The sequence below is a fragment of the Novosphingobium sp. 550D genome, assembly GCF_057401885.1.
The window spans coordinates 3140776-3159602 of sequence record NZ_CM171613.1 but is presented as its reverse complement, the minus strand read 5'-3'; the positions used below and the strand labels follow the sequence as shown (position 1 = coordinate 3159602).

Genomic DNA, 18827 nt, shown 5'->3' with positions numbered 1-18827 from the left:
GTTGCGAGGTCGAGCAATCGTTTGCAATGCTTGCCGCGCTCGCTTGGAAACGGGTGGGTTTGGGCGGTTCAGATCACGGTCAGGTCGTAGACCAGAACCTCCTCTCCCTTCATCGGCGGCAGGGGCAGGCCCATGCGGTGCAGCCACGCGCCATCGACCTCGATTGCGGGCGCGCCATCACGGGCAAGGCAATAGCGGCGTGACGGATCGACCATGTTCAGGCGCAGATGGGGTTGATGCCGCATTGTGGTTGGCGCGATGCGGGTGATGATCAACAGCAGTTGTTCTTCATCCCCATGAGCCTGCCAAACGACGCTGTCGCCAACCTCGCCCTGCCACACGCGGCCATGGTGCAGGCGGGTGCGCAGCGCCTTGTACCGCGCAATCGTCGCGGCCAGATCGTCGGTTTCCGCCTGTGTCAGTTTCCGCAAATCCAGTTCCACGCCGAAATGGCCCGGCAAGGCCACGCCCGCGCGGAAAGGCATCGACTGCATCCGGCCCGTCGAGTGGGCGGGACATGCGCCGACATGGCTACCCATCACTTCGGGCGGCATGAATTGCAGGAAACCGCGCTGGATCGAAACGCGGCTGATCGCGTCGATGCAATCGCTGGTCCAGAAACGGTGCGTATGGGCAATCACGCCCGCATCGATCCGCCCGCCGCCACCGGCGCAGCTTTCGATTTCCACATCGGGAAATGCGGCGCGCAGGCGGGCCATCAATTCATAGGTGCCCAAGACCTGTTGCCGGAACTTGGCATGGTGCCCCGCGTGGGTCAGGTCGCGATTGTGATCCCATTTGAGATAGGAAATGGGCAATTCGCGCAAATGCTGCGCCACCGCGTCAAACAGGTAATCGCGCACCTGCGGCAGGCTCATGTCCAGCACCAGTTGGTTGCGCGCGCCCAGCAAGGGGCGGCCAGCGATATGCAGCGCCCAATCGGGGTGGGCGCGATACAGATCGCTGTTCGGGTTTATCATTTCGGGTTCGACCCAAAGGCCGAATTCCATGCCCAGATCGACCACATGGCGCGCCAGAGGCATCAACCCATCGGGATATTTGCGTCGATCCACCACCCAGTCGCCCAGCGAGGAGGTGTCATCATCGCGCCCTTTAAACCATCCGTCGTCCAGCACATAGCGTTCGATCCCCACGCGCGCGGCGGCATCGGCCAGTTCCTTGAGCGCGTCGAGATCGTGGGTGAAATAGAACCCTTCCCATGTGTTGAGATGGACCGGGCGGGGCTTCATGGCGCCATCGGGCCATGTCATCCGTTCACGGATGGCGCGGTGGAATGCCCATGACACGCCATTGGCGCCCTGCGCCGAAACCGTGGCCAGAAGTTGTGGCGTCACCATGCTTTGCCCCGGCGACAGGCGCATTTCGCCCGGCGCCAGCGCTTCGCCCATCAGCCATTGGCGGCGGCCATCGTCGAGCCATTCGATCGATTGCATGTGATTGCCGCTCCACGCCAGTTGCGCGCCATAGGCGGTGCCATCGGCGCAGGAGACAATGGCGCCGGGAAAGCAATCATGGCTGGTCAAACCGCGGCGGTTTTCTCGCCGCCACTGGCTGCGCGTCAGCACGTCGTCGATGGCGACAAATTCGCTGTTATGCCGCCCGCCATAGGACCGGACACGATCCGCATCGGGCGGCAAGGGCAGGTTGCCGGAGGCTAGATAGGCGACATCCAGCACATCCTCGCCCGTGTTGGTGAGCGTGGTGGAGAGGGTCAAAGTATCGGTGGCCGGGTCAAGCCGGGCCGTGATCGCAACGGCGATGCGGGCCACATCGTCGGCCATGTGGAACGTTACGCTATGGTCGCCCGTCTCAACCCGTGTCGCGGTGATTTGCTGCGCCCAATCCGTGCCCGCACGGCTGGCCATCAGGGCGCTTTGCGCGAACCAGCCCATGCCCATTGTGGGAAAGATCGACAAAGGCTGATCGAAATGCAGCGAAAAGCTGGGTTCGGGTCGCGTGTCGCGCAAAGGTGCGGGGGGCACCACCCCATCGGGAAGGCGCGGCCCCCAATAGCGCCACAGCGGGGCCTCATCGGGACGCACCTCCCATATCGCGGTGCAGGCGGGTGAATGGAGCGTGACGAATTCAGGCTGCACGAGCAGGTTCCTCGGCATTGTCGCGGACGCGCAGCATCGTCAGGCCCGCGCAGAACAACAGGATGGCGGCAAAAGTGATGGCGTGGCCCGGATCACGGTTCAGCACATGGCGATAGATCCAGCCAAAGGTCAGTCCGTTGAGCAACATGGGCACAACGATCATCATATTGAAAATACCCATATAAACCCCGGTCCTTTCGGGCGGGATAGAGCGGGCCAGAATGACATAGGGATTGCCCATGATGCTGGCCCAGCCAAGGCCAAGGCCCAGCGCCGGGATCATCAGGGAAAGGTGGCTGCCCAGCTCCGGCATGGCAAGGGTGGTGAAAATGGCCGGAGCCTGCGCCGAACCCGCACCCACGCCGGGCAACATCAAGAGCGAAAGGGCGCAAAGCATCAGCGCCGCCATATGCATTCGCGACGCGCCAAACCGCCGCGCCAGAGGCACCATGGCGAACGCAGCCACAAAGCCAATCAGATTATAGAACGCGCCCAATTGCTGCGTCGTCAGCACCGCGTCGCGAAAGGCCGCGCTGCTCTTGTCCGCCGTGCCAAAGGCCGAACGCCCGATGGAAAGCGCGGCATAGGACCAGTAGATCGAAAAGCCATACCATTGGAACAGGCTCATCCATGCCATTTGACGCATGGCGCGGGGCATTTCGATGATGGCCTGAACGATCTCGCGCAGGGCGGCTCTGGCCGATTTATCACTGGCGGCGATGCGGGTGCGTTCATCGGGCGTGGTGGGCAATTCGGGAACACGCAGCACCGACCACAGGATCGTACAGATCGACAAAACCGCCCCGATCAGGAACGAGATATGCGTAATCGTGGGGATATTGTGTTCATCCACCGCATTGCGATCCACCCCGAACCAATAGACCAGGATCGATGGGCTGAGAAAGGCGAGGCATTGCGCAAGGCCGGTAAAGGCGCTCTGGCTGAGAAAGCCGATTTCGTGCTGATCCGCGTTCAACCGGTCCGAAACATAGGCCCGATATGGTTCCATCGTCGTATTATTGCCCGCATCCAGCAACCACAGCAGGCTGGCCGCCATCAGCAGGCTGGACGAATGGGGCATCAGGAAGAGGCCGATGCTGCACAAAATCGCGCCGATCAGGAAATAGGGCGTGCGGCGGCCAAAGCGTGTGTCGGTGCGGTCGGACAATGCGCCGACCAGCGGTTGAATCAACAGGCCCGTCATCGGCCCGGCCAATTGCAGGATCGGCAGGCTGGCCTCATCCGCGCCCAACCACGAATAGATCGGCACCATATTGCCCTGTTGCAGGCCAAAGCTGAATTGCAGCCCCAGAAAACCCAGGTTCATTTCAACGATGCGCAACAGCGACAGATGGGGCTTTCGTGTCGACACACTGACCGAATGGGCGGCCAGATCGGCGGGGGCGGCGTGGGCCATGGACATCCTTTCGTGGCGGCCCTCTTTTTGGGGCTGACTCGTTCTTGCGGGTTTGAATTAACCTGTCCCGATGGAAAGTGCAACAATCGTTTGCATTGATTCGTGGTTGATCCGTCCCGGTGTAATCCTTTTGTGCCGGAAGGCGATTTTGAGCACCGCCTGTTTTGATCCATTCCGGTGTGAATAGCGCCTGATCCGCATGCCCCATTTGCCATAGTTTAACGCGCGCGCGTGAGAGATAGGGTAGGATGCTATAAAAGAGAGGGCGCGGTTCGACTGTCGCCTATTTGCAACAGGGAGGAAAAAGTAAAAACCGAGAATGCACTCGATTGCAAAACCTATTGCAACCGATTGTTTTGGGGTTTAGAGGCGATTCTATCAGCTGCCCGGAATAATCCGGGGGCGTTCCATACCTCTTGGGGGAGGATCTGATCATGAAATCAGTTTTCAAGTCGTGCGCGTCTTTTGCAGCGTTGAGCCTGGCCAGCCTTTCGGCCTCTGCCTATGCCGCCGAACAGGCGCCTGCCGCCGCCCAGCCTGCATCCGATGACGGGCTGAACGCCATCGTCGTGACCGCATCGACGGGCGACAAGAGCAAGCTCAACAGTTCGATCTCGATCTCGTCGGTTTCGGCTTCGACCATCGCCGATTTCCGTCCCAATTCTCAGGGCGACCTGCTGCGCCTCCTGCCTGGTCTTCAGCCCAATATTTCGGGTCCGGGCGGCAATGGCAACTTCGCCGTGCGCGGCTTGCCCGTGGCCACCGGCGGCGCCACCTTTGTCCAGCTTCAGGAAGACGGCCTGCCGCAGGTTCTGTACGGCGACATCCAGTTCGGCAACAACGACTATTTCACCAAGTTCGACGCGCTGACCGAGAGCGTGGACGCGGTGCGCGGCGGTACGGCGGCCACCATGGCCAGCCAGGCGCCCGGCGCGGTCATCAACTATATCAGCAAGACCAGCAAGTCCGAGGGCGGCTTTGTCGAGCTGGAAAAGGGCGTGAACTTTGACTTTACCAAGGTCAATTTCCGCGATTCCGGCATTTTGTCCGACACGCTGTATTATAACATCGGCGGTTTTGTGAACATCGGCCATGGCCCGCGCCATGCGGCCTATAATGTGTCGAAATCCTATCAGATCCGCGGCAACATCACCAAGGAACTGGGCGATGGCAAAGGCTATCTTCGCCTGCTCTTCAAGGTGGCCGATACGCAGGAACCCAATGATACGGGCGGCATCGCTTGCGGCAATATCACCGGCGGCACCGGCTGGGGCGGCAAGGTCAGCAATCTTTCGCCTTGCGGCAATTTCGACACGCGCAAGCAATCGATCTATTCGATCAACAATGCCTCGTTCCAATATGTCGATGTTGACGGCACGCGCAAGCTGACGCCTCTGAACGGCATCACGACCAATCAGAAGACGCTGCAACTGCAATTCCACTATGAATTTTCGCCGCGCATCAAATTGGATAACAATGCCCGCTACAGCTCGATCAGCGGCGGCTTCTCCTCTGGCTTCTTCAACGCCACGCCGACCTCTGGCGTGATCGGCAGCGCGCCCAATGAATTGACGACCGCCACGGTCGCCTCGATCCGCTATGCCAACGGGCCGAATGCGGGACAGCTGTTCACCGGGGCGCTGCTCAACAACAACACCAATGTCTATACCCGCATCCGCGATCTGGGCAGCTTCGTCAACGATCTGAAACTGTCGGGCAAATTTGACCTGACCAGCAAGATCCGCGCGAATGTCTATGCCGGCTGGTTCTATATGAGCCAGAATATCGCGATGGATTGGCACACCAACCGCACCTTCAGCGAGGCGCAGGGCAGCAATCCGGCGATGCTGGACCTGTATGATGCATCGGGCAACCTGCTGACGGCCAATGGCATTGCCGGTTATGGCAATAACTGGGGTTCGTGCTGTGCGCGTAATTACGATTACACGTTCACCGACAATGCGCCTTATGTCAGCCTCAATCTGGACGGCGGCGACTGGCAGGTCGATGGCTCGCTCCGTCAGGATTTCAACCATGGGCAGGGCACCGGTTCGATCAGCACCGGCAGGGCCTATACCACCAACGTTTACCAGTATAACGCGGCCAAGGCGGCCTATGTGACGACGGCGATCCCCTATTACCTGCCCGATGCGGCGGCCGAGGTGATCAATTACAGCAAGGACATGACCTCCTGGTCGTTCGGTGGTCTGTATAAGCCGATGCAGAACATGTCGCTCTTCGTTCGCGCCTCGCGTGGTTCGCGCTTCAACGCGGATCGCATGACGTTCAATGGGTATTTCAACCGTGACGGCTCGCTTAACAGCACGACCGGCGCGGCGGCTGTCAGCGATTATGTGAACCAGTATGAAGTGGGTGTGAAGAACGGCGGCAATCTGTTCGGTGGCCGTTACACGGCGGAACTGACGGTCTATCGCTCGAACTTCAACATCACGACCTATGAACTGTCGGCCACCAAATGCGGCGGCGCGGCGGCGGGCTGCATCATCGCCAACAAGTATCGCACGATGGGCGCGGAATTCTATGGCACCTATCGCCGTGGTCCGTTCAACCTGATCGCCAACCTGACCTATAACAAGGCCGAAAAGATGCCCGCGGGCACGTCTGCCTATGTCCGTTCGGACTCCATTCCTGACCTGTCCTATACGTTTGCGGCCAATTACTCGATCACGGACAATGCCTCGGTGGGCGCGAATGTGACGGGTGTGACCAGCACGGTGGACAACAACGGTCTGGAATATCCGGGCGCGGCCGTGGTGGGCGCGAATGTGAAGTACAGCCCGATCAAGAACCTGCAACTGGGCGTCAATGTCCAGAACCTGTTCAACACGCTGACGGCAATGGGGCCGGGCAACAGTGTTGCAACGACCAATGGCACCAGCTCGGTCATCAACATCACCAGCATGGTGGGCCGCACGGTCATGGCGTCGGCGCGCTTCAGCTTCTGATCGCTGTTACAGGTGTGAAAAAGCGGGCGGGCGCGGAAGGACACTTCCGGCCCGCCTTCTTTTTGGATTAGAACAGGGCCAAGGGAGAGGGCGAGTGAGCGATTCAGATCGGAAAATCCGCAAGGTTCTGATCGTTGGCGGCGGTTCGGCGGGCTGGATGACGGCGGCCATGTTGGCCAATGCGCTCAAACAGGATTGCGCGATCACGCTGGTGGAGAGCGAGGAGATCGGAACCGTGGGCGTTGGCGAGGCGACCATCCCGCCCATCCGCATCTTCAACGAAACGCTGGGCATTGACGAGCGCGAGTTCATGGCAGCCACCAAGGGCAGCTTTAAACTGGGCATTGAGTTTGTCGGATGGGGGCATGAGGGCAACCGCTATTTCCACCCCTTTGGCCCGCATGGGCGCAATTTCGACATGGTGCCGCTGCATCAATACTGGCTGAAATCGCGGATGGAGGGGGATGCCACTCCGCTCGATGACTATTCGATGGCATGGCATATCGCGCGGGCGGGGCGCTTTTCCCACCCTTCGCCCGATCCGCGCAGCGTGCTGTCCACCTTTGAATATGCCTATCATTTTGATGCTGGGCTTTATGCCCGCTTCCTGCGCGCCTATGCCGAAAAGCGCGGCGTTGAACGCGTCGAGGGCAAGATTGGCGATGTCGCACTGGATGGCGAAAGCGGCCATGTCCGATCCGTCACCATGCAGGACGGGCGGACCATCGAGGCCGACCTCTTCATCGACTGCTCGGGCTTTCGCGGGCTTTTGATCGAAGGGGCGCTGAAAACCGGCTATGATGACTGGTCGCATTGGTTGCCGTGTGACCGCGCGGTGGCGATGCCCTGTGCCCATCCGGCGGGCGATCCCAACCCCACGCCCTACACCCGCTCCACCGCGCGTGAGGCGGGCTGGCAATGGCGCATTCCGTTGCAGCACCGCGTCGGCAATGGCTATGTCTATTGCAGCCAGTTCATGGAGGATGACCGGGCCGCCGATCTCCTGTCCCAACGCCTTGATGGAGAGGCTTTGGGTGATCCGCGCCATTTGCGTTTCACCGCCGGGCGGCGCCGGATGCATTGGAACAAGAATGTTATCGCGGTGGGTCTGTCGTCTGGCTTCCTCGAACCTTTGGAATCGACCTCGATCCATCTGATCCAAGCCAATATTTCCAAGATACTCGCGCTGTTCCCGACGCGTGATTTCGATCCCCTGACCCGCGATGAATTCAACCGAATCGCTCATGGCGAGATGGAGCGGATCCGCGATTTCATCATCCTGCATTACAAATTGACCCAGCGGCAGGACAGCGAACTGTGGCGCTATGTTGCGGCCATGGATATTCCCGACACGCTGGCGCTGAAAATCGAGCATTTCCGGCGCAATGGCCGGTTGATCGCGCGCGAACTTGACCTGTTCGCGCCGCCATCATGGTTGGCCGTGCATGTGGGGCAGGGCAATATTCCGCAAGGGTTAGACCCGTTAATCGACTATCGCGGCGTGGATGCGCGCGAATGGTTGGGCAAATTGCGCGGAGCCATGGCGGCCGAGGCGGGGCGGATGCCGATGCATGGCGCGGTTTTGGCCCAACATTGTTCGGCGGCATGAACGCATCGGCCATCGCATGGCGTGACAAGGCGCGCAGCCTCCGCGCGCAGCAGCGCATGATCGAGGCCGATGACGCCATCGCCAAGGCCCATGCGCTGGCCCCCGACGATCGATTGATTGCATTCCTGCATGCCCAATCACGCTATGAATTGGGGCATCCTGCGGCGGAACTTTTTGCAGAGGTCTGCCGCCTGTGGCCCGACAATCCCGACGCCATCCGCAATCGCGCCATGGCAGAGGCGGGCGAGGGGCGATTGGGTGAGGCGGTTGATTTATTGACGCGCGCTCTGGCGCAAAATCCGCAATGGCTGGATGGGCACCGGGTGCTGGCGGCTTTGCGTTGGACGTCGGGTGATGCGGTTGGTTTCGATGCTTCGTTCGCGACCGCCGCCCGTGCCCATCCGCACGCGCAGGGCCTCTGGCTCGGCTGGTTTTCCGCCGTGGCGCAGCATCGCGACTGGCCCCGCGCCCGCGCCATTCTGGACGAGGCGGAAAGGCATCTGGGGCAAACCAAGCCGTTGGTGCAGGCGCGACTGTTCATCGCCAATGAAAGCGGGGATGCGCAGGAAACGGCCCGCCTTTTGACCGCGACGTCGGGATGGGACGATGCCTTTGTCCAGATTGCGCGTATCCGTGCGGCGCTTCGCATGGGCGATCCAAAGGCTGCTTTGGCCATTGCCCTGCCGCTGGCTGAGGCCCAGCCCGGATCGCCGCTGGCGGGGCAGGCATGGCCCTATGTTTCAACCTGCTGGCGTTTGCTGGACGACCCGCGTGGCCAATGGCTCGATGGGGATTTTGTGCGCAGCATGGATGTTGGTTTGAGCGGCGGGGAGTTGGACGAATTGGCGCAATGCCTGCGCCATCTACACACGGCGCAATTACCCTATGCCGAACAATCGGTGCGCGGGGGGACGCAGACGGATCGCTCGGTTTTGCTGCGCCACGAACCCATCCTCCAACGGGCAAGGATGGCTTTGATGGCGGCGGTGGCGGATTATGTGACTGCCTTGCCCGCGCATGACGCCGCGCATCCCCTGTTGTCGCGCCCGCGCAATGATCTGCGGATCAGCGGTAGCTGGTCGGTGCGCCTGAATGGGGGCGGCTTTAACGTCACCCATTCCCACCCGATGGGCTGGATCAGCAGCGCTTTCTACGTCAGCCTGCCCAACGATGAAGTGCCGCCGTCGGGTCATTTCCATTATGGCGCGCCGCCCACCGAACTTGGCCTTGATTTGCAACCCTATGCCACCATCGCGCCGCAGCGGGGCCATGTTGTCTTGTTCCCGTCCACCCTGTGGCATGGCACCATGCCGACACAGGACGGGGAAAGGCTCAACATCGCCTTTGATATTGTGCCCGCTCAGGGTTGAAAGGTGAAGCGATAGGTCTGGCTGCGCCGCTGACCGGGGGCCAGTATGTCGGCTTCGCCCCATTCGCCGCGACCAAAGCTGTTTGGTGCATGGCTGACGGGTTCGACGCAGAAGAAGTCGTGGTCGCCGGGGCAATAGAGGTGAAAACCTGCGCCAGGGTCTGAGATCGCCACGCCCACCGGGCCGCCGGCGATGGTCACAACGGCGTCGGGCGCGACAAAGAAATTGTCCAGCCCGTCAAAGGCCTCCACTGGCACCGGCGCGCCGGAAAACAGGATCGAATCCTGCGGGCTTTGCGCAAGGCCGGTGGCGTCGTTGAACCACATGACATCGGAAGTCGCGGTGATCGCGCTTTCCGGAAACCGTGGGAAATAGGGGTGCAGGCCAAATCCGGCGGGCATGGCCTCGGTTGCATGACAGTTTTCAATGGTCAGTTCGACGCTCAGCCCGTCCTCATCCAGCGAGAAAGTCTGCCATGCGGTGTAGGGCCATGGCCAATCGCCCGCATCCTCGTCCAGACGCAGCGTGGCGTGATCCTCGCCCGATGCCTCGACCAACCATGCGCGGCGCCAGCCATTGCCATGGATGGCATGGGGCGCGCCCAGATGGTCCACCGCGATGCGGTGTTCAACATGGTTGAACGCGAAGCGCCCATGCGCAATCCGGTTGGCAAAGGGCACCAGCGGAAAACAGGCCATGTCCAGTGGGTCATCCCCCACCGCGCGGCGCATGACCGGCACCCCGTCATAATCGAGCGACAGGATCGATCCGCCATGGTCCGGCGCGATCTGACAGGTGGCCTTGCCCTTGGCCAGATTGAGAAAGCTGGAGGTCGTCATGCGGCGACCTTAGCCTGCGTGGATGAAAAGAGAAGGGGGCGGCATGGCATGACAATGGCAAATTGGGTTCAGTTGGCGTTGAATGATATTCAAGATGAATGCTAACCGTGATGTCATTACTGTCCCGCCTTGAGATGATGGCTCCAGCACCCCCGCCAAGACCATCACTTTGCTGAAAATTCAGGAAAAATCATGATCGAACTCACCATCAACGGTCAAAAGCGCCGAATCGATGCCGAAAACGACACGCCCTTGCTGTGGGTGCTGCGCGACGATCTGGGCATGACGGGCACGAAATATGGTTGCGGCGTGGCGCAATGCGGGGCCTGTTCGGTGTTGGTGGATGGATCGGTCATGCGTTCCTGCGTCACCCCGGTTGAGGCGGTCGCCGGGCGCAAGGTGACGACCATCGAAGCGATGGAAAAGGACGCCGTCGGCGCCAAAGTGGTCGAGGCATGGGTCAAGCATCAGGTGCCCCAATGCGGCTATTGCCAGTCCGGTCAGGTGATGGCGGCGACCTCGCTGTTGAAACAGAACCCCAAGCCCAGCGATGCCGATGTTGAAGCGGCGATGGTCAACCTTTGCCGCTGCGGCACCTATAACGCCATCAAGGCGGCGGTGCGCGACGTGGCCGGACTGGGCGAAAAGGGAGCCAAGGCATGAACCTGCCCTTTGCAAATCCGATGAACGAACCGGTCAACGTTTCGCGGCGCAGCTTTATCGTTGGGGCCGGGGCCGGCGCTCTGGTCCTTGGCTTTGGCGTGCCGACGGGCGCGGCCCGGGCGCAAGGCGCGGCCAAGATCGTGCCGGGCACCCGCGTTCCGGCGTTTCTGGCCATTCGCCCGGACAATTCGATCCTGTTCCAAAGCCCCTTTGTAGAAGGCGGTCAGGGTATCTGGACCGCCATGGCCCAGATCGTGGGCGAAGAACTGGACGCCGATCCGGCCAGCTTTACGGTTGAAAATGCGCCTCCCGGCCCGGACTATCAGGTCGTCTTTGGCCAGATGCGGATCACCGGCGGGTCGTTTTCGGTGCGCAGTTCCTATGCCATCATGCGTAAACTGGGCGCGACGGCCCGCGCGATGCTGGTTCAGGCCGCAGCGCAGAAGATGGGCGTGCCGGTCGGTGAATTGACCACCGAACCGGGCCGCGTTCTGCACAAGGCCAGCGGCAAGAGCATGACCTATGGCGAATTGGCCCCGGCCGCGCTGGACATGCCCGCGCCCGTCAATGTGACGCTCAAGGACCCCAAGAATTTCCGCTGGATCGGCAAGCGTCAGCCGCGTCTGGACGTGCGCGCCAAATCGACCGGCAAGGCGCAATTCTCGATCGACATGAAGGTGGACGGCATGCTGCATGCCGCCGTCCAGCACGCCCCGCGTCTGGGCCAGACGGTGGTCAAGATCCGTAACGAGGCCGAGGTCAAGGCGATGAAGGGCGTGCATTCGGTGCATGTCCTGCCCGGCGCGGTGGCGGTGGTTGCCGAACGCTTCTGGCACGCACGCCGCGCGGTTGAGGCCGCGCAGGTCGATTGGGCCGAGGCGACGGGCGAAACCTATCGCCCCATGCCCGCCGATTTCTCGACCGAGGCGTTTGCCCAGCACCTTGCCACCTATCAGGGCAAGGAAGAGGTGGCCGAAACCGAAGGCGATATGGCCGCGACTTTTGCCAAGGCCGCCACGACCATCAGCGCCACCTATCAAAGCCAGTTCGTGAACCATGCCCAGTTGGAGCCGCCCTCGGCGCTGGCACGTTATAATGCGGACGGCACGCTGGACATGTGGTTCCCCAATCAGGCGCCCGAAATGTTCCTGGCCGAAGTGGCCAAGGCGACGGGGCTCTCAGCGGACAAGATCCATATTCATTCGCCGCTGCTGGGCGGGTTTTTCGGACGTCACTTCATCTATCCCCATGGCACGCCATGGCCGCAGGCGGTCGAATTGGCCAAACGGGTGGGGCGTCCGGTCAAGCTGATCTGGACGCGTGAGGAGGAATTCCTGCGCGATCCTCTGCGCCCGATGGCGGCGGTGCGTTTCCGCGGCGCTCTGGATGCGTCGGGCATGCCCATTGCCATCGAAGCCGTCAGCGTCACCGAAGGGCCGACCGAGGGCATCGCCGACAAGCGCGGCCCCAAGATCGACGATGCGGCGCTGGAAGGTCTGACCGGCAAGAAATACGCCATTCCGGCCAAGCGCATTGCGCAGGTTTTCGTCAAGAGCCCCACGACGTTGGCCTATTGGCGTTCGGTCGGCAATTCGATGAATGATTTCCTGTATGAAACCTTCCTTGACGAAATGGCGGACAAGGGCGGTCAGGACCCCTATGCGCTGCGCCTGAAACTGCTGGAAGGCAATGCACGGCTGACGACTTTGCTCAAAAGCGTGGTCGATCTGGCGGGCGGCTGGAAGGCTGGTCCGTTCACGGCGGCGGACGGCACAAAGCGCGCGCGCGGGATCGCCATGGCATCGCCCTTTGGTTCGGAAACGGCGGCCATGGCCGAAGTTTCGATCGTCGATGGCCAGATCAAGGTCCACGACCTGTGGCAGGCCATCGATCCGGGCAGCATCGTCAACCCCGCCATCATCGAGGCACAGGTCAATTCCGCCGTCGCACTCGGCCTGTCCGAAGTGCTGGTGGAGGAAGCAGTCTATAAGGACGGTTTGCGCGTGGCGCGCAATTTCGACGGCTATCCGATCCTGTCGCCCGATCGCATGCCGCGTGTCCATGTGCGGATTGTCGAAAGCGGCGCGCCGATGGGCGGGATTGGTGAACCGGGTCTGCCCGCAGTGCCGCCCGCGGTGGCCAATGCGGTGTCGCGCCTGATCGGCAAACGGCTGCGTAAAATGCCTTTGGCCAATTTTGCGTGATTTGAACTTGGTTTTGTCAACGGGGCGGGGGCGCAGGCTTTCCGCCCCGTTACTTTATCAGGATGATGCGCAAGTCATTCACATTGGTCATCGTCGGGCCGGTGATCAACAGATCGTCCAGCGGCTTGAAGAAGCTATAGCTGTCATGCCCCGCCAGATGATGCGTGGGTGAAAGTCCCAGAACGGCGGCGCGTTGCAGTGTGTCGGGGGTGATAATCGCGCCTGCTGCATCCTCGCTGCCGTCTATGCCGTCGCTGTCGGCGGCCAATGCCCAAATGCCATCGGCCCCTTTCAGCGCCAGCGCCAACGAGAGCGTGAATTCGGTGTTGCGCCCGCCTTTGCCGCATTCACCGCCCTTGAGCGTGACCGTGGCTTCTCCCCCGGATAGCAGGGCGACGGGGGCGGAAACGGGATGCCCATGCTGGCGGGCCGACAGGGCGATACCGGCCATAATCCGGCCCATTTCGCTTGCTTCGCCCTCAATCGCGTCGCCAAGGATGAGGGGCGTATACCCCATTTCCGCAGCCTGTTTTGCCGCAGCCTTCAACGCCTGCATAGGCGAGGCGATGATGTGAAAATCACCCTTTGCGGCGCAAGGCTCTGTTTGCCGTAAAGCATCCATCACGGCGGCGGGGATGGGCAGGTCATATCGCCCGATAATCGCCAAAGCATCCTGCGGTGTACTGTCATCGGCCAGCGTGGGGCCGGAGGCGATGGCGGCGGGATCATCGCCGGGAATATCGCTGATAAGCAGGGTCAGGACCGGGGCCGGTGCGGCCGCCTGCGCCAACCGCCGACCTTTGACGCGCGAGAGGTGGCGGCGAACAATGTTCATCTCGGTAATCGGCGCGCCGCTGGACAAAAGCGCCTTGTTGAGGGCCTGTAGATCCTCAAGCTCCATCCCCTCGATGGGCCATTCCATGCAGGCCGAGCCGCCGCCAGAGACAAGCGCGATGACGAGATCGTCAGGCGTTAATCCCTCAACCGCCTGCATGATCCGGCGCGCGGCGATGATGCTGTTGGCGTCGGGGACGGGGTGCCCGGCCTCGACAATGGCGATGCGCCCGGCGGGTGTGGCGTGGCCATAACGTGTGGCGACGATGCCAGAGACGGGGGCATCTTCGCCCCATGCCTCGATCAAGGCGGCATCCAATGCGGCGGCCATGGCGGGGCTGGCCTTGCCCGCGCCGATGATGACGCATCGCCCCTTTGGACGCGGGGGAATATGGTCGGCCATCAGATGGACGGGCAGCGCCGCCTCAATCGCGGCCTGATGAATGGCGAGCAAATCGGCGCGGGCGTTGGCATCGTTCATGATGCAAAACCTAAAGCATCCACCCGGCACGACAAGCGGATTTGGCATCCGTGCCGCAGGTCGGAGATGGGTTCAGGACGCGCCCATCGGGTCCATCGTACCGGCCGCAGCAATGCACCAGATAACGCCCAGCGCCAGCACACTTTCCACCGTCACGCTGCGGCGAAGGGCCGCAAGGGAGGAACGCAAAGACGCCGCATCACCCGCCCGTTCCAGCGCAGGCACCAGATGAAAGCGATTATGCGCCGCCAGCAGCAACATGCCGCCAAACAGCCCCAGCTTGGTCAACAGCAAGCGGCCATAGGGTGCCCGTGCCATTTCCGCCCATTGCGCGGGCGGGGAAAGAAAGAGCAGATTACCGACGCCGCTGAGAACCAGCACGCCAACCAGCACCGTGCCCACCATCGCGAACCCGCTCAATTGACCGCCAAGCCGTGCAAGTGCAACGCGATCCTGCGCTGTGGCGCGCCACAGCATGGCGGTGAACCAGAATAACGCGCCCAGCCAGGTCAGACCAGCCCAGAGATGGGCCATGTCTCCGCCCAGACGGATCAACGCCTCCGTACCCATCGAGGCTGCCGCATGACCGCCCCATGCCAGACAGGCCGAGGCCAGAGCGCCCAATCCCGCAACCAAGGCAAGTGGTGCGTGAGGGCGCAAAATCAGGAGCAGCAGGGTGACGGTCAGGAACAGGCCGCGCGCCATCAACGCCCAGCCCAAAGCCGATTCCGTCAGCATCATCGAAATCAGTGAGGGATCAAGTTCCTCCACCGGCGTATCGGCCATCCGTGCAAGGATAAAGGCGAACTCGCCCAGACCCAGCACCAGTCCGAGCATACAGCCCAGAGCCAGCACCCAGCGTCCATGCCCGGTTGCGAAACGCTGGCCCAGCAGGCGGGCCGACATGCCGGCGCCAAAGACAAGCCCCAGATCGATGAACTGAAGCCAGCGCAGCCAGACCAGCGTTTCCCCCATCACTTGACCGAGAAGCTGAGCTTGCCCGAAACGCGATGCGTATCCTTGGAAACGACGTGCCAGTTGGCGTCATAATTGCCTGCGGGCAGAGCGCGCGGCAGCTTGGCCACCAGCGTGACGCCATCGGGGGCAAGGCTGGATTTGACGCCGGTCATCTTCATCGGTTCGTGGTGGTCCATGCCGGGCATGCCGGTCATCACCACATCCACGCCCGACATCGCGGCCAAAAGCGGTTCGCTGAACGTGATCGACACCTGCGTTACCTTGCTGGCGGCGGCGCCTTCGGCCGGGGAGGCGGAAACGATCTTGGGATGGGCCAGAGCGGGCGCGGCAAAGCCGGCAACAGCAACACACGCGGCCATAGTGGAGGCAAGAATTTGGCGCATCGGATCGAACTCCCAGGGGAATGATAAAGTCGGGCGTATCGCCCGGCCCTTTCATAGGACGCCGGATTATAGAATCACAGGGGCCGGGCGCGGTAGTGCATTTCCGTTCTTTGCCGCGCAATAATCTGCGGTTTCAAAGTACCCTGTCGGCGCAGGATTGCGCAGGCTTTGCGTAATCCTATTCAGGGCCAGCCGGGCCGACAGGGATGGCGCGTTAAACGCTGGGGTTTGCGCCGCCCCCGCCCGCCGTCGTGTTGGGCGGGGTAAAGCCCAGGCGATCTTCGTCCGTATAGATTTCAAAGCGGGATAGCGTGACCGGGCCAAAGGTCGTGGTCAGCGCCGCATCGGCCGCATCGCGCCCGCGCGCCATCAACACGCGGCCACGGCGGGGGAAATTATGCCTTGCGTCAAAGACGTACCAGCGGCCCCCCAGCCAAACTTCGAACCATGCCGAAAAATCCATGTCGCCGACAATCGCGGGCAAATCCATATCGCCCAGATAGCCCGTGCAATAGCGCGCCGGTATGTTCATGCACCGGCACAGCGCAATGGCCAGATGGGCGTAATCACGGCATACGCCCGTGCCTTCATGCAGGACATCCCATGCCGTTTTGGTCGGACGCGCGGCCATATAGTCAAAGCGGATGGCGCCATGGACATAATCGACAATCGCCTGAACCAGCGGCCATCCCTGCGGCACATGGCCGAACAGGCTCCACGCCTGTTCCAGCAGGCGGTCCGATTCGCAATACCGGCTGGCCAAAAGATAGTGCAGCACATCGTCGGGCAATTCGGCCAGCGGCGCCTGCCGGGCGTGAATGTCGACAAGGTCGGGTTCGAAAGAGTCCTCGATGATAAAACCGCAGGAAATGGTAATTCCGCCCGCCGGCATGGTCAGCCGCGTGCAGATGTTCCCGAAACCATCGACATAGTCATAGAGCGGCACGTCAGGCGTGGTGAAGATGCGCTGGGCTGTGCGCAAATCCTTGTTGCGCGATGGATGCACGCTCAACTTTGCCAGCATCGGAACGGGATGTTCGCAGGTGAACCCAATATCGTATCCGGCGCGGATCAGCATGCAGCATGGCTTTCTTGAGAAAGGGAGGGCGATGAAGGGAGGAGGCGCGGATAGGCGCCTGTGGGATCGCTTGGCCTCTGAACAGGGTGGAGATGACCTGATCTCAATCCGGCGCGATGGGGCTGATCAAAGTGTTAGCCCATATTTGCGTCTGTGGCCACCGATGCTTTGCGCCGCGCGAAAAGCCGGGAAATCAAACCGATGCCGATGATTGCATGGCATATAACGGCGCGTTTGCGGCAATTGACCTGTTAAAATCGGCGGAGAGCCGTGCAAGCTCGGCCCATTTTGTATCGTTGGGAAATTTTGCGCCTCGGTAATTTTCCGAAAACAGCCCGCGCCGTTGATCAATGTTGGTTTGAGAGCCGAAGATTGAACGCGAGCGCCAATCCTGACACCGCCGCGACAGTGAGGAAGGCGGCGCGATAGCCCATCACCCCGTCCCCCGCCACATCGACGCGCCCGATGACTTCCAGCACCACCCCCGCGATGCAGATGCCCAGCGAAAAGCACAATTGCTGGATCGTGGCATAAAGGCTGGTGGCCCCGCTCATCCGTTCGGCAGGAATATTGAGGAAGGCCACCGTGTTATATCCGGTGAACCCCAGCGAGGTAAACAGCCCCGTTACCGCCAGAACGGCCATCATTGCGCTCATTGGCCATCCTTGCTGCCAAAAGGCCAGCGCGCCATAGCCGATGCTGGCGATAACGCCCACCACGCTCAGGCTGTTGCGATAGCCGAAGTGGCCGATAATGCGCGGGGCAAGGGGTTTCATCACCACGGCGCCCACCGCGCCCGCCATGGCGACAATCCCGGCGGACGCGGCCGAAAGGTGAAATCCGTTTTGCAGCATCAGGGCCAGCAGGAAGGGCTGTGCCCCCTGTGCAATGCGGATCAGATTGCCCGCCGCCACCGACAGCCCAAACGAAGGAATGCGCAGCAGAGAAAGGTCCAGAAGAGCGCTTGGAACCGCTCGTGCATGGCGGACATAGGCCCAGCCCCACAGAATTGCCGCCGCCAGCAATGCCCATGCCAATGGGCCTCCCCATGCGCGGCTGACCAGTTCCAACCCAAACACCCCGCAGCCCAGCGCGGCGCCGGACAGAACGAAGCCCTTGCCATCAAAGGGCAAGGCGGCTTCGCGCGGCATCGGCGGCATCAGCCACAGCGCCAGCACCAGCCCCAGCAAGCCAACCGGCAAGTTGATGTAGAAAATCCAGCGCCAGTCCAGCCATGTGATGATAAAGCCCCCCAGCGGCGGCCCCAGAATTGGCCCCACCAGCGCCGGCATCACCAGCCACGAGAGCGCCGCCATCAATTGATCGCGCGGGGTACAGCGGATCAGGATCAACCGCCCCACCGGCATCATCAGCGCCCCGCCCAGACCCTGCACCATGCGCGCCAGAACCAGCGCGCCCAATCCTTGCACCTGGGCACAGCCAACCGAACCCAGCAGAAACACCACAATCGCCGCGCAATAGATCCGCCGTGCGCCCCAGCGATCCGCCATATAACCGCTGGCCGGGATGAAAATCGCAAGCGAGACCAGATAAGAGGTCAATCCCACGCTGAGCCACGAGGCCGGCACGGCCAAATCGCGCGCCATTGCGGGCATGGCAATGGCCAATACCGTTGCGTCAAGTTGCTGCATCAACAGAGCGGAGGCGATCACCAGCGCAATCAAACGAAAGCTGCGTGGTTTGTCCGCTTGCACGGCCATGCCGGATGTCCTTTCAATCACGCTGGCAATATCATCGGCTTCGCCTGCAACGCGCAACCTTGCGCGTCAACTTGAAAGGGCCGCGGTTCATGCCAAACTTTGCCGGACATGCTGCTTTACCTGTTACGTCTTGGGCAAAGGTTCATCATTGGGACCCATCGTGTGAA

13 protein-coding genes are annotated in these 18827 nt (G+C 61.5%); 5 read left to right on the top strand and 8 right to left on the bottom strand.

Annotated features, from left to right (window positions below):
• Positions 1-68: 68 nt before the first annotated feature.
• The gene (locus tag AC2S2E_RS14945) at positions 69-2117 is read right to left on the bottom strand and encodes an alpha-galactosidase (protein WP_486522901.1); all 2049 of its coding nucleotides are present in this window, start codon (positions 2115-2117) and stop codon (positions 69-71) included.
• Positions 2107-3534, bottom strand: coding sequence for an MFS transporter (locus AC2S2E_RS14940; RefSeq protein WP_486522900.1), 1428 nt, complete (start codon positions 3532-3534; stop codon positions 2107-2109). Before AC2S2E_RS14940 ends, AC2S2E_RS14945 begins: the two co-directional genes overlap by 11 nt.
• Before the next feature lie 434 nt (positions 3535-3968).
• Between AC2S2E_RS14940 and AC2S2E_RS14935 the strand changes: the two genes are divergently transcribed.
• From AC2S2E_RS14935 to AC2S2E_RS14925, 3 genes are all read left to right on the top strand, one after another.
• Complete coding sequence (locus AC2S2E_RS14935) at positions 3969-6500, top strand: TonB-dependent receptor domain-containing protein (protein WP_476107679.1); 2532 nt, start codon at positions 3969-3971, stop codon at positions 6498-6500.
• 94 nt (positions 6501-6594) lie between these two features.
• On the top strand, positions 6595-8109 hold the full coding sequence (locus AC2S2E_RS14930) for a tryptophan halogenase family protein (RefSeq protein ID WP_486522899.1): 1515 nt from the start codon (positions 6595-6597) through the stop codon (positions 8107-8109).
• Positions 8106-9479, top strand: a complete 1374-nt coding sequence (locus AC2S2E_RS14925; RefSeq protein WP_486522898.1) for a putative 2OG-Fe(II) oxygenase — start codon at positions 8106-8108, stop codon at positions 9477-9479. The genes AC2S2E_RS14930 and AC2S2E_RS14925 overlap by 4 nt, the downstream gene beginning before the upstream one ends.
• Here the strand turns inward: AC2S2E_RS14925 and AC2S2E_RS14920 are convergent.
• Positions 9470-10318: an aldose 1-epimerase gene (locus AC2S2E_RS14920; protein WP_486522897.1), complete on the bottom strand. Its 849-nt coding sequence runs from the start codon at positions 10316-10318 to the stop codon at positions 9470-9472. The two genes, AC2S2E_RS14925 and AC2S2E_RS14920, sit on opposite strands and share 10 nt — an antisense overlap.
• A gap of 192 nt (positions 10319-10510) precedes the next feature.
• Here AC2S2E_RS14920 and AC2S2E_RS14915 point away from each other — a divergent pair, with 192 nt between their 5' ends.
• Positions 10511-10981 carry a (2Fe-2S)-binding protein gene (locus AC2S2E_RS14915; protein WP_476107675.1) on the top strand — a complete coding sequence of 157 codons (471 nt, stop codon included), beginning with the start codon at positions 10511-10513 and terminating at the stop codon, positions 10979-10981.
• On the top strand, positions 10978-13185 hold the full coding sequence (locus AC2S2E_RS14910) for a xanthine dehydrogenase family protein molybdopterin-binding subunit (RefSeq protein WP_486522896.1): 2208 nt from the start codon (positions 10978-10980) through the stop codon (positions 13183-13185). The genes AC2S2E_RS14915 and AC2S2E_RS14910 overlap by 4 nt, the downstream gene beginning before the upstream one ends.
• 49 nt (positions 13186-13234) lie before the next feature.
• Here AC2S2E_RS14910 and AC2S2E_RS14905 read toward each other — a convergent pair whose 3' ends face one another.
• The 5 genes from AC2S2E_RS14905 to AC2S2E_RS14885 all read right to left on the bottom strand — a co-directional run bounded on the left by AC2S2E_RS14905 (position 13235) and on the right by AC2S2E_RS14885 (position 18660).
• Positions 13235-14500 (bottom strand): glycerate kinase type-2 family protein, encoded by a 1266-nt coding sequence (locus tag AC2S2E_RS14905; protein ID WP_486522895.1) that lies wholly within the window; start codon positions 14498-14500, stop codon positions 13235-13237.
• A 72-nt stretch (positions 14501-14572) separates the two neighbouring features.
• On the bottom strand, positions 14573-15475 hold the full coding sequence (gene copD, locus AC2S2E_RS14900) for a copper homeostasis membrane protein CopD (RefSeq protein ID WP_486522894.1): 903 nt from the start codon (positions 15473-15475) through the stop codon (positions 14573-14575).
• Complete coding sequence (gene copC / locus AC2S2E_RS14895; RefSeq protein ID WP_486522893.1) at positions 15475-15861, bottom strand: copper homeostasis periplasmic binding protein CopC; 387 nt, start codon at positions 15859-15861, stop codon at positions 15475-15477. Before copC ends, copD begins: the two co-directional genes overlap by 1 nt.
• 214 nt (positions 15862-16075) lie before the next feature.
• Positions 16076-16939 (bottom strand): transglutaminase-like domain-containing protein, encoded by an 864-nt coding sequence (locus AC2S2E_RS14890; RefSeq protein WP_486522892.1) that lies wholly within the window; start codon positions 16937-16939, stop codon positions 16076-16078.
• 347 nt (positions 16940-17286) lie between these two features.
• Entirely contained in the window at positions 17287-18660 is a 1374-nt protein-coding gene (locus AC2S2E_RS14885; RefSeq protein WP_486522891.1) for an MFS transporter, read from the bottom strand.
• Between the last annotated feature and the right edge of the window lie 167 nt (positions 18661-18827).

Bases quoted from the DNA above. Each gene is read 5' to 3' on its own strand.
- AC2S2E_RS14910 (WP_486522896.1), top strand. From the start codon at position 10,978: ATGAACCTGCCCTTTGCAAATCCGATGAACGAACCGGTCAACGTTTCG.
- copD (WP_486522894.1), bottom strand. From the start codon at position 15,475: ATGGGGGAAACGCTGGTCTGGCTGCGCTGGCTTCAGTTCATCGATCTG.
- copC (WP_486522893.1), bottom strand. From the start codon at position 15,861: ATGCGCCAAATTCTTGCCTCCACTATGGCCGCGTGTGTTGCTGTTGCC.
- AC2S2E_RS14885 (WP_486522891.1), bottom strand. From the start codon at position 18,660: ATGGCCGTGCAAGCGGACAAACCACGCAGCTTTCGTTTGATTGCGCTG.
- AC2S2E_RS14905 (WP_486522895.1), bottom strand. From the start codon at position 14,500: ATGAACGATGCCAACGCCCGCGCCGATTTGCTCGCCATTCATCAGGCC.
- AC2S2E_RS14940 (WP_486522900.1), bottom strand. From the start codon at position 3,534: ATGGCCCACGCCGCCCCCGCCGATCTGGCCGCCCATTCGGTCAGTGTG.
- AC2S2E_RS14935 (WP_476107679.1), top strand. From the start codon at position 3,969: ATGAAATCAGTTTTCAAGTCGTGCGCGTCTTTTGCAGCGTTGAGCCTG.
- AC2S2E_RS14925 (WP_486522898.1), top strand. From the start codon at position 8,106: ATGAACGCATCGGCCATCGCATGGCGTGACAAGGCGCGCAGCCTCCGC.
- AC2S2E_RS14920 (WP_486522897.1), bottom strand. From the start codon at position 10,318: ATGACGACCTCCAGCTTTCTCAATCTGGCCAAGGGCAAGGCCACCTGT.
- AC2S2E_RS14890 (WP_486522892.1), bottom strand. From the start codon at position 16,939: ATGCTGATCCGCGCCGGATACGATATTGGGTTCACCTGCGAACATCCC.
- AC2S2E_RS14915 (WP_476107675.1), top strand. From the start codon at position 10,511: ATGATCGAACTCACCATCAACGGTCAAAAGCGCCGAATCGATGCCGAA.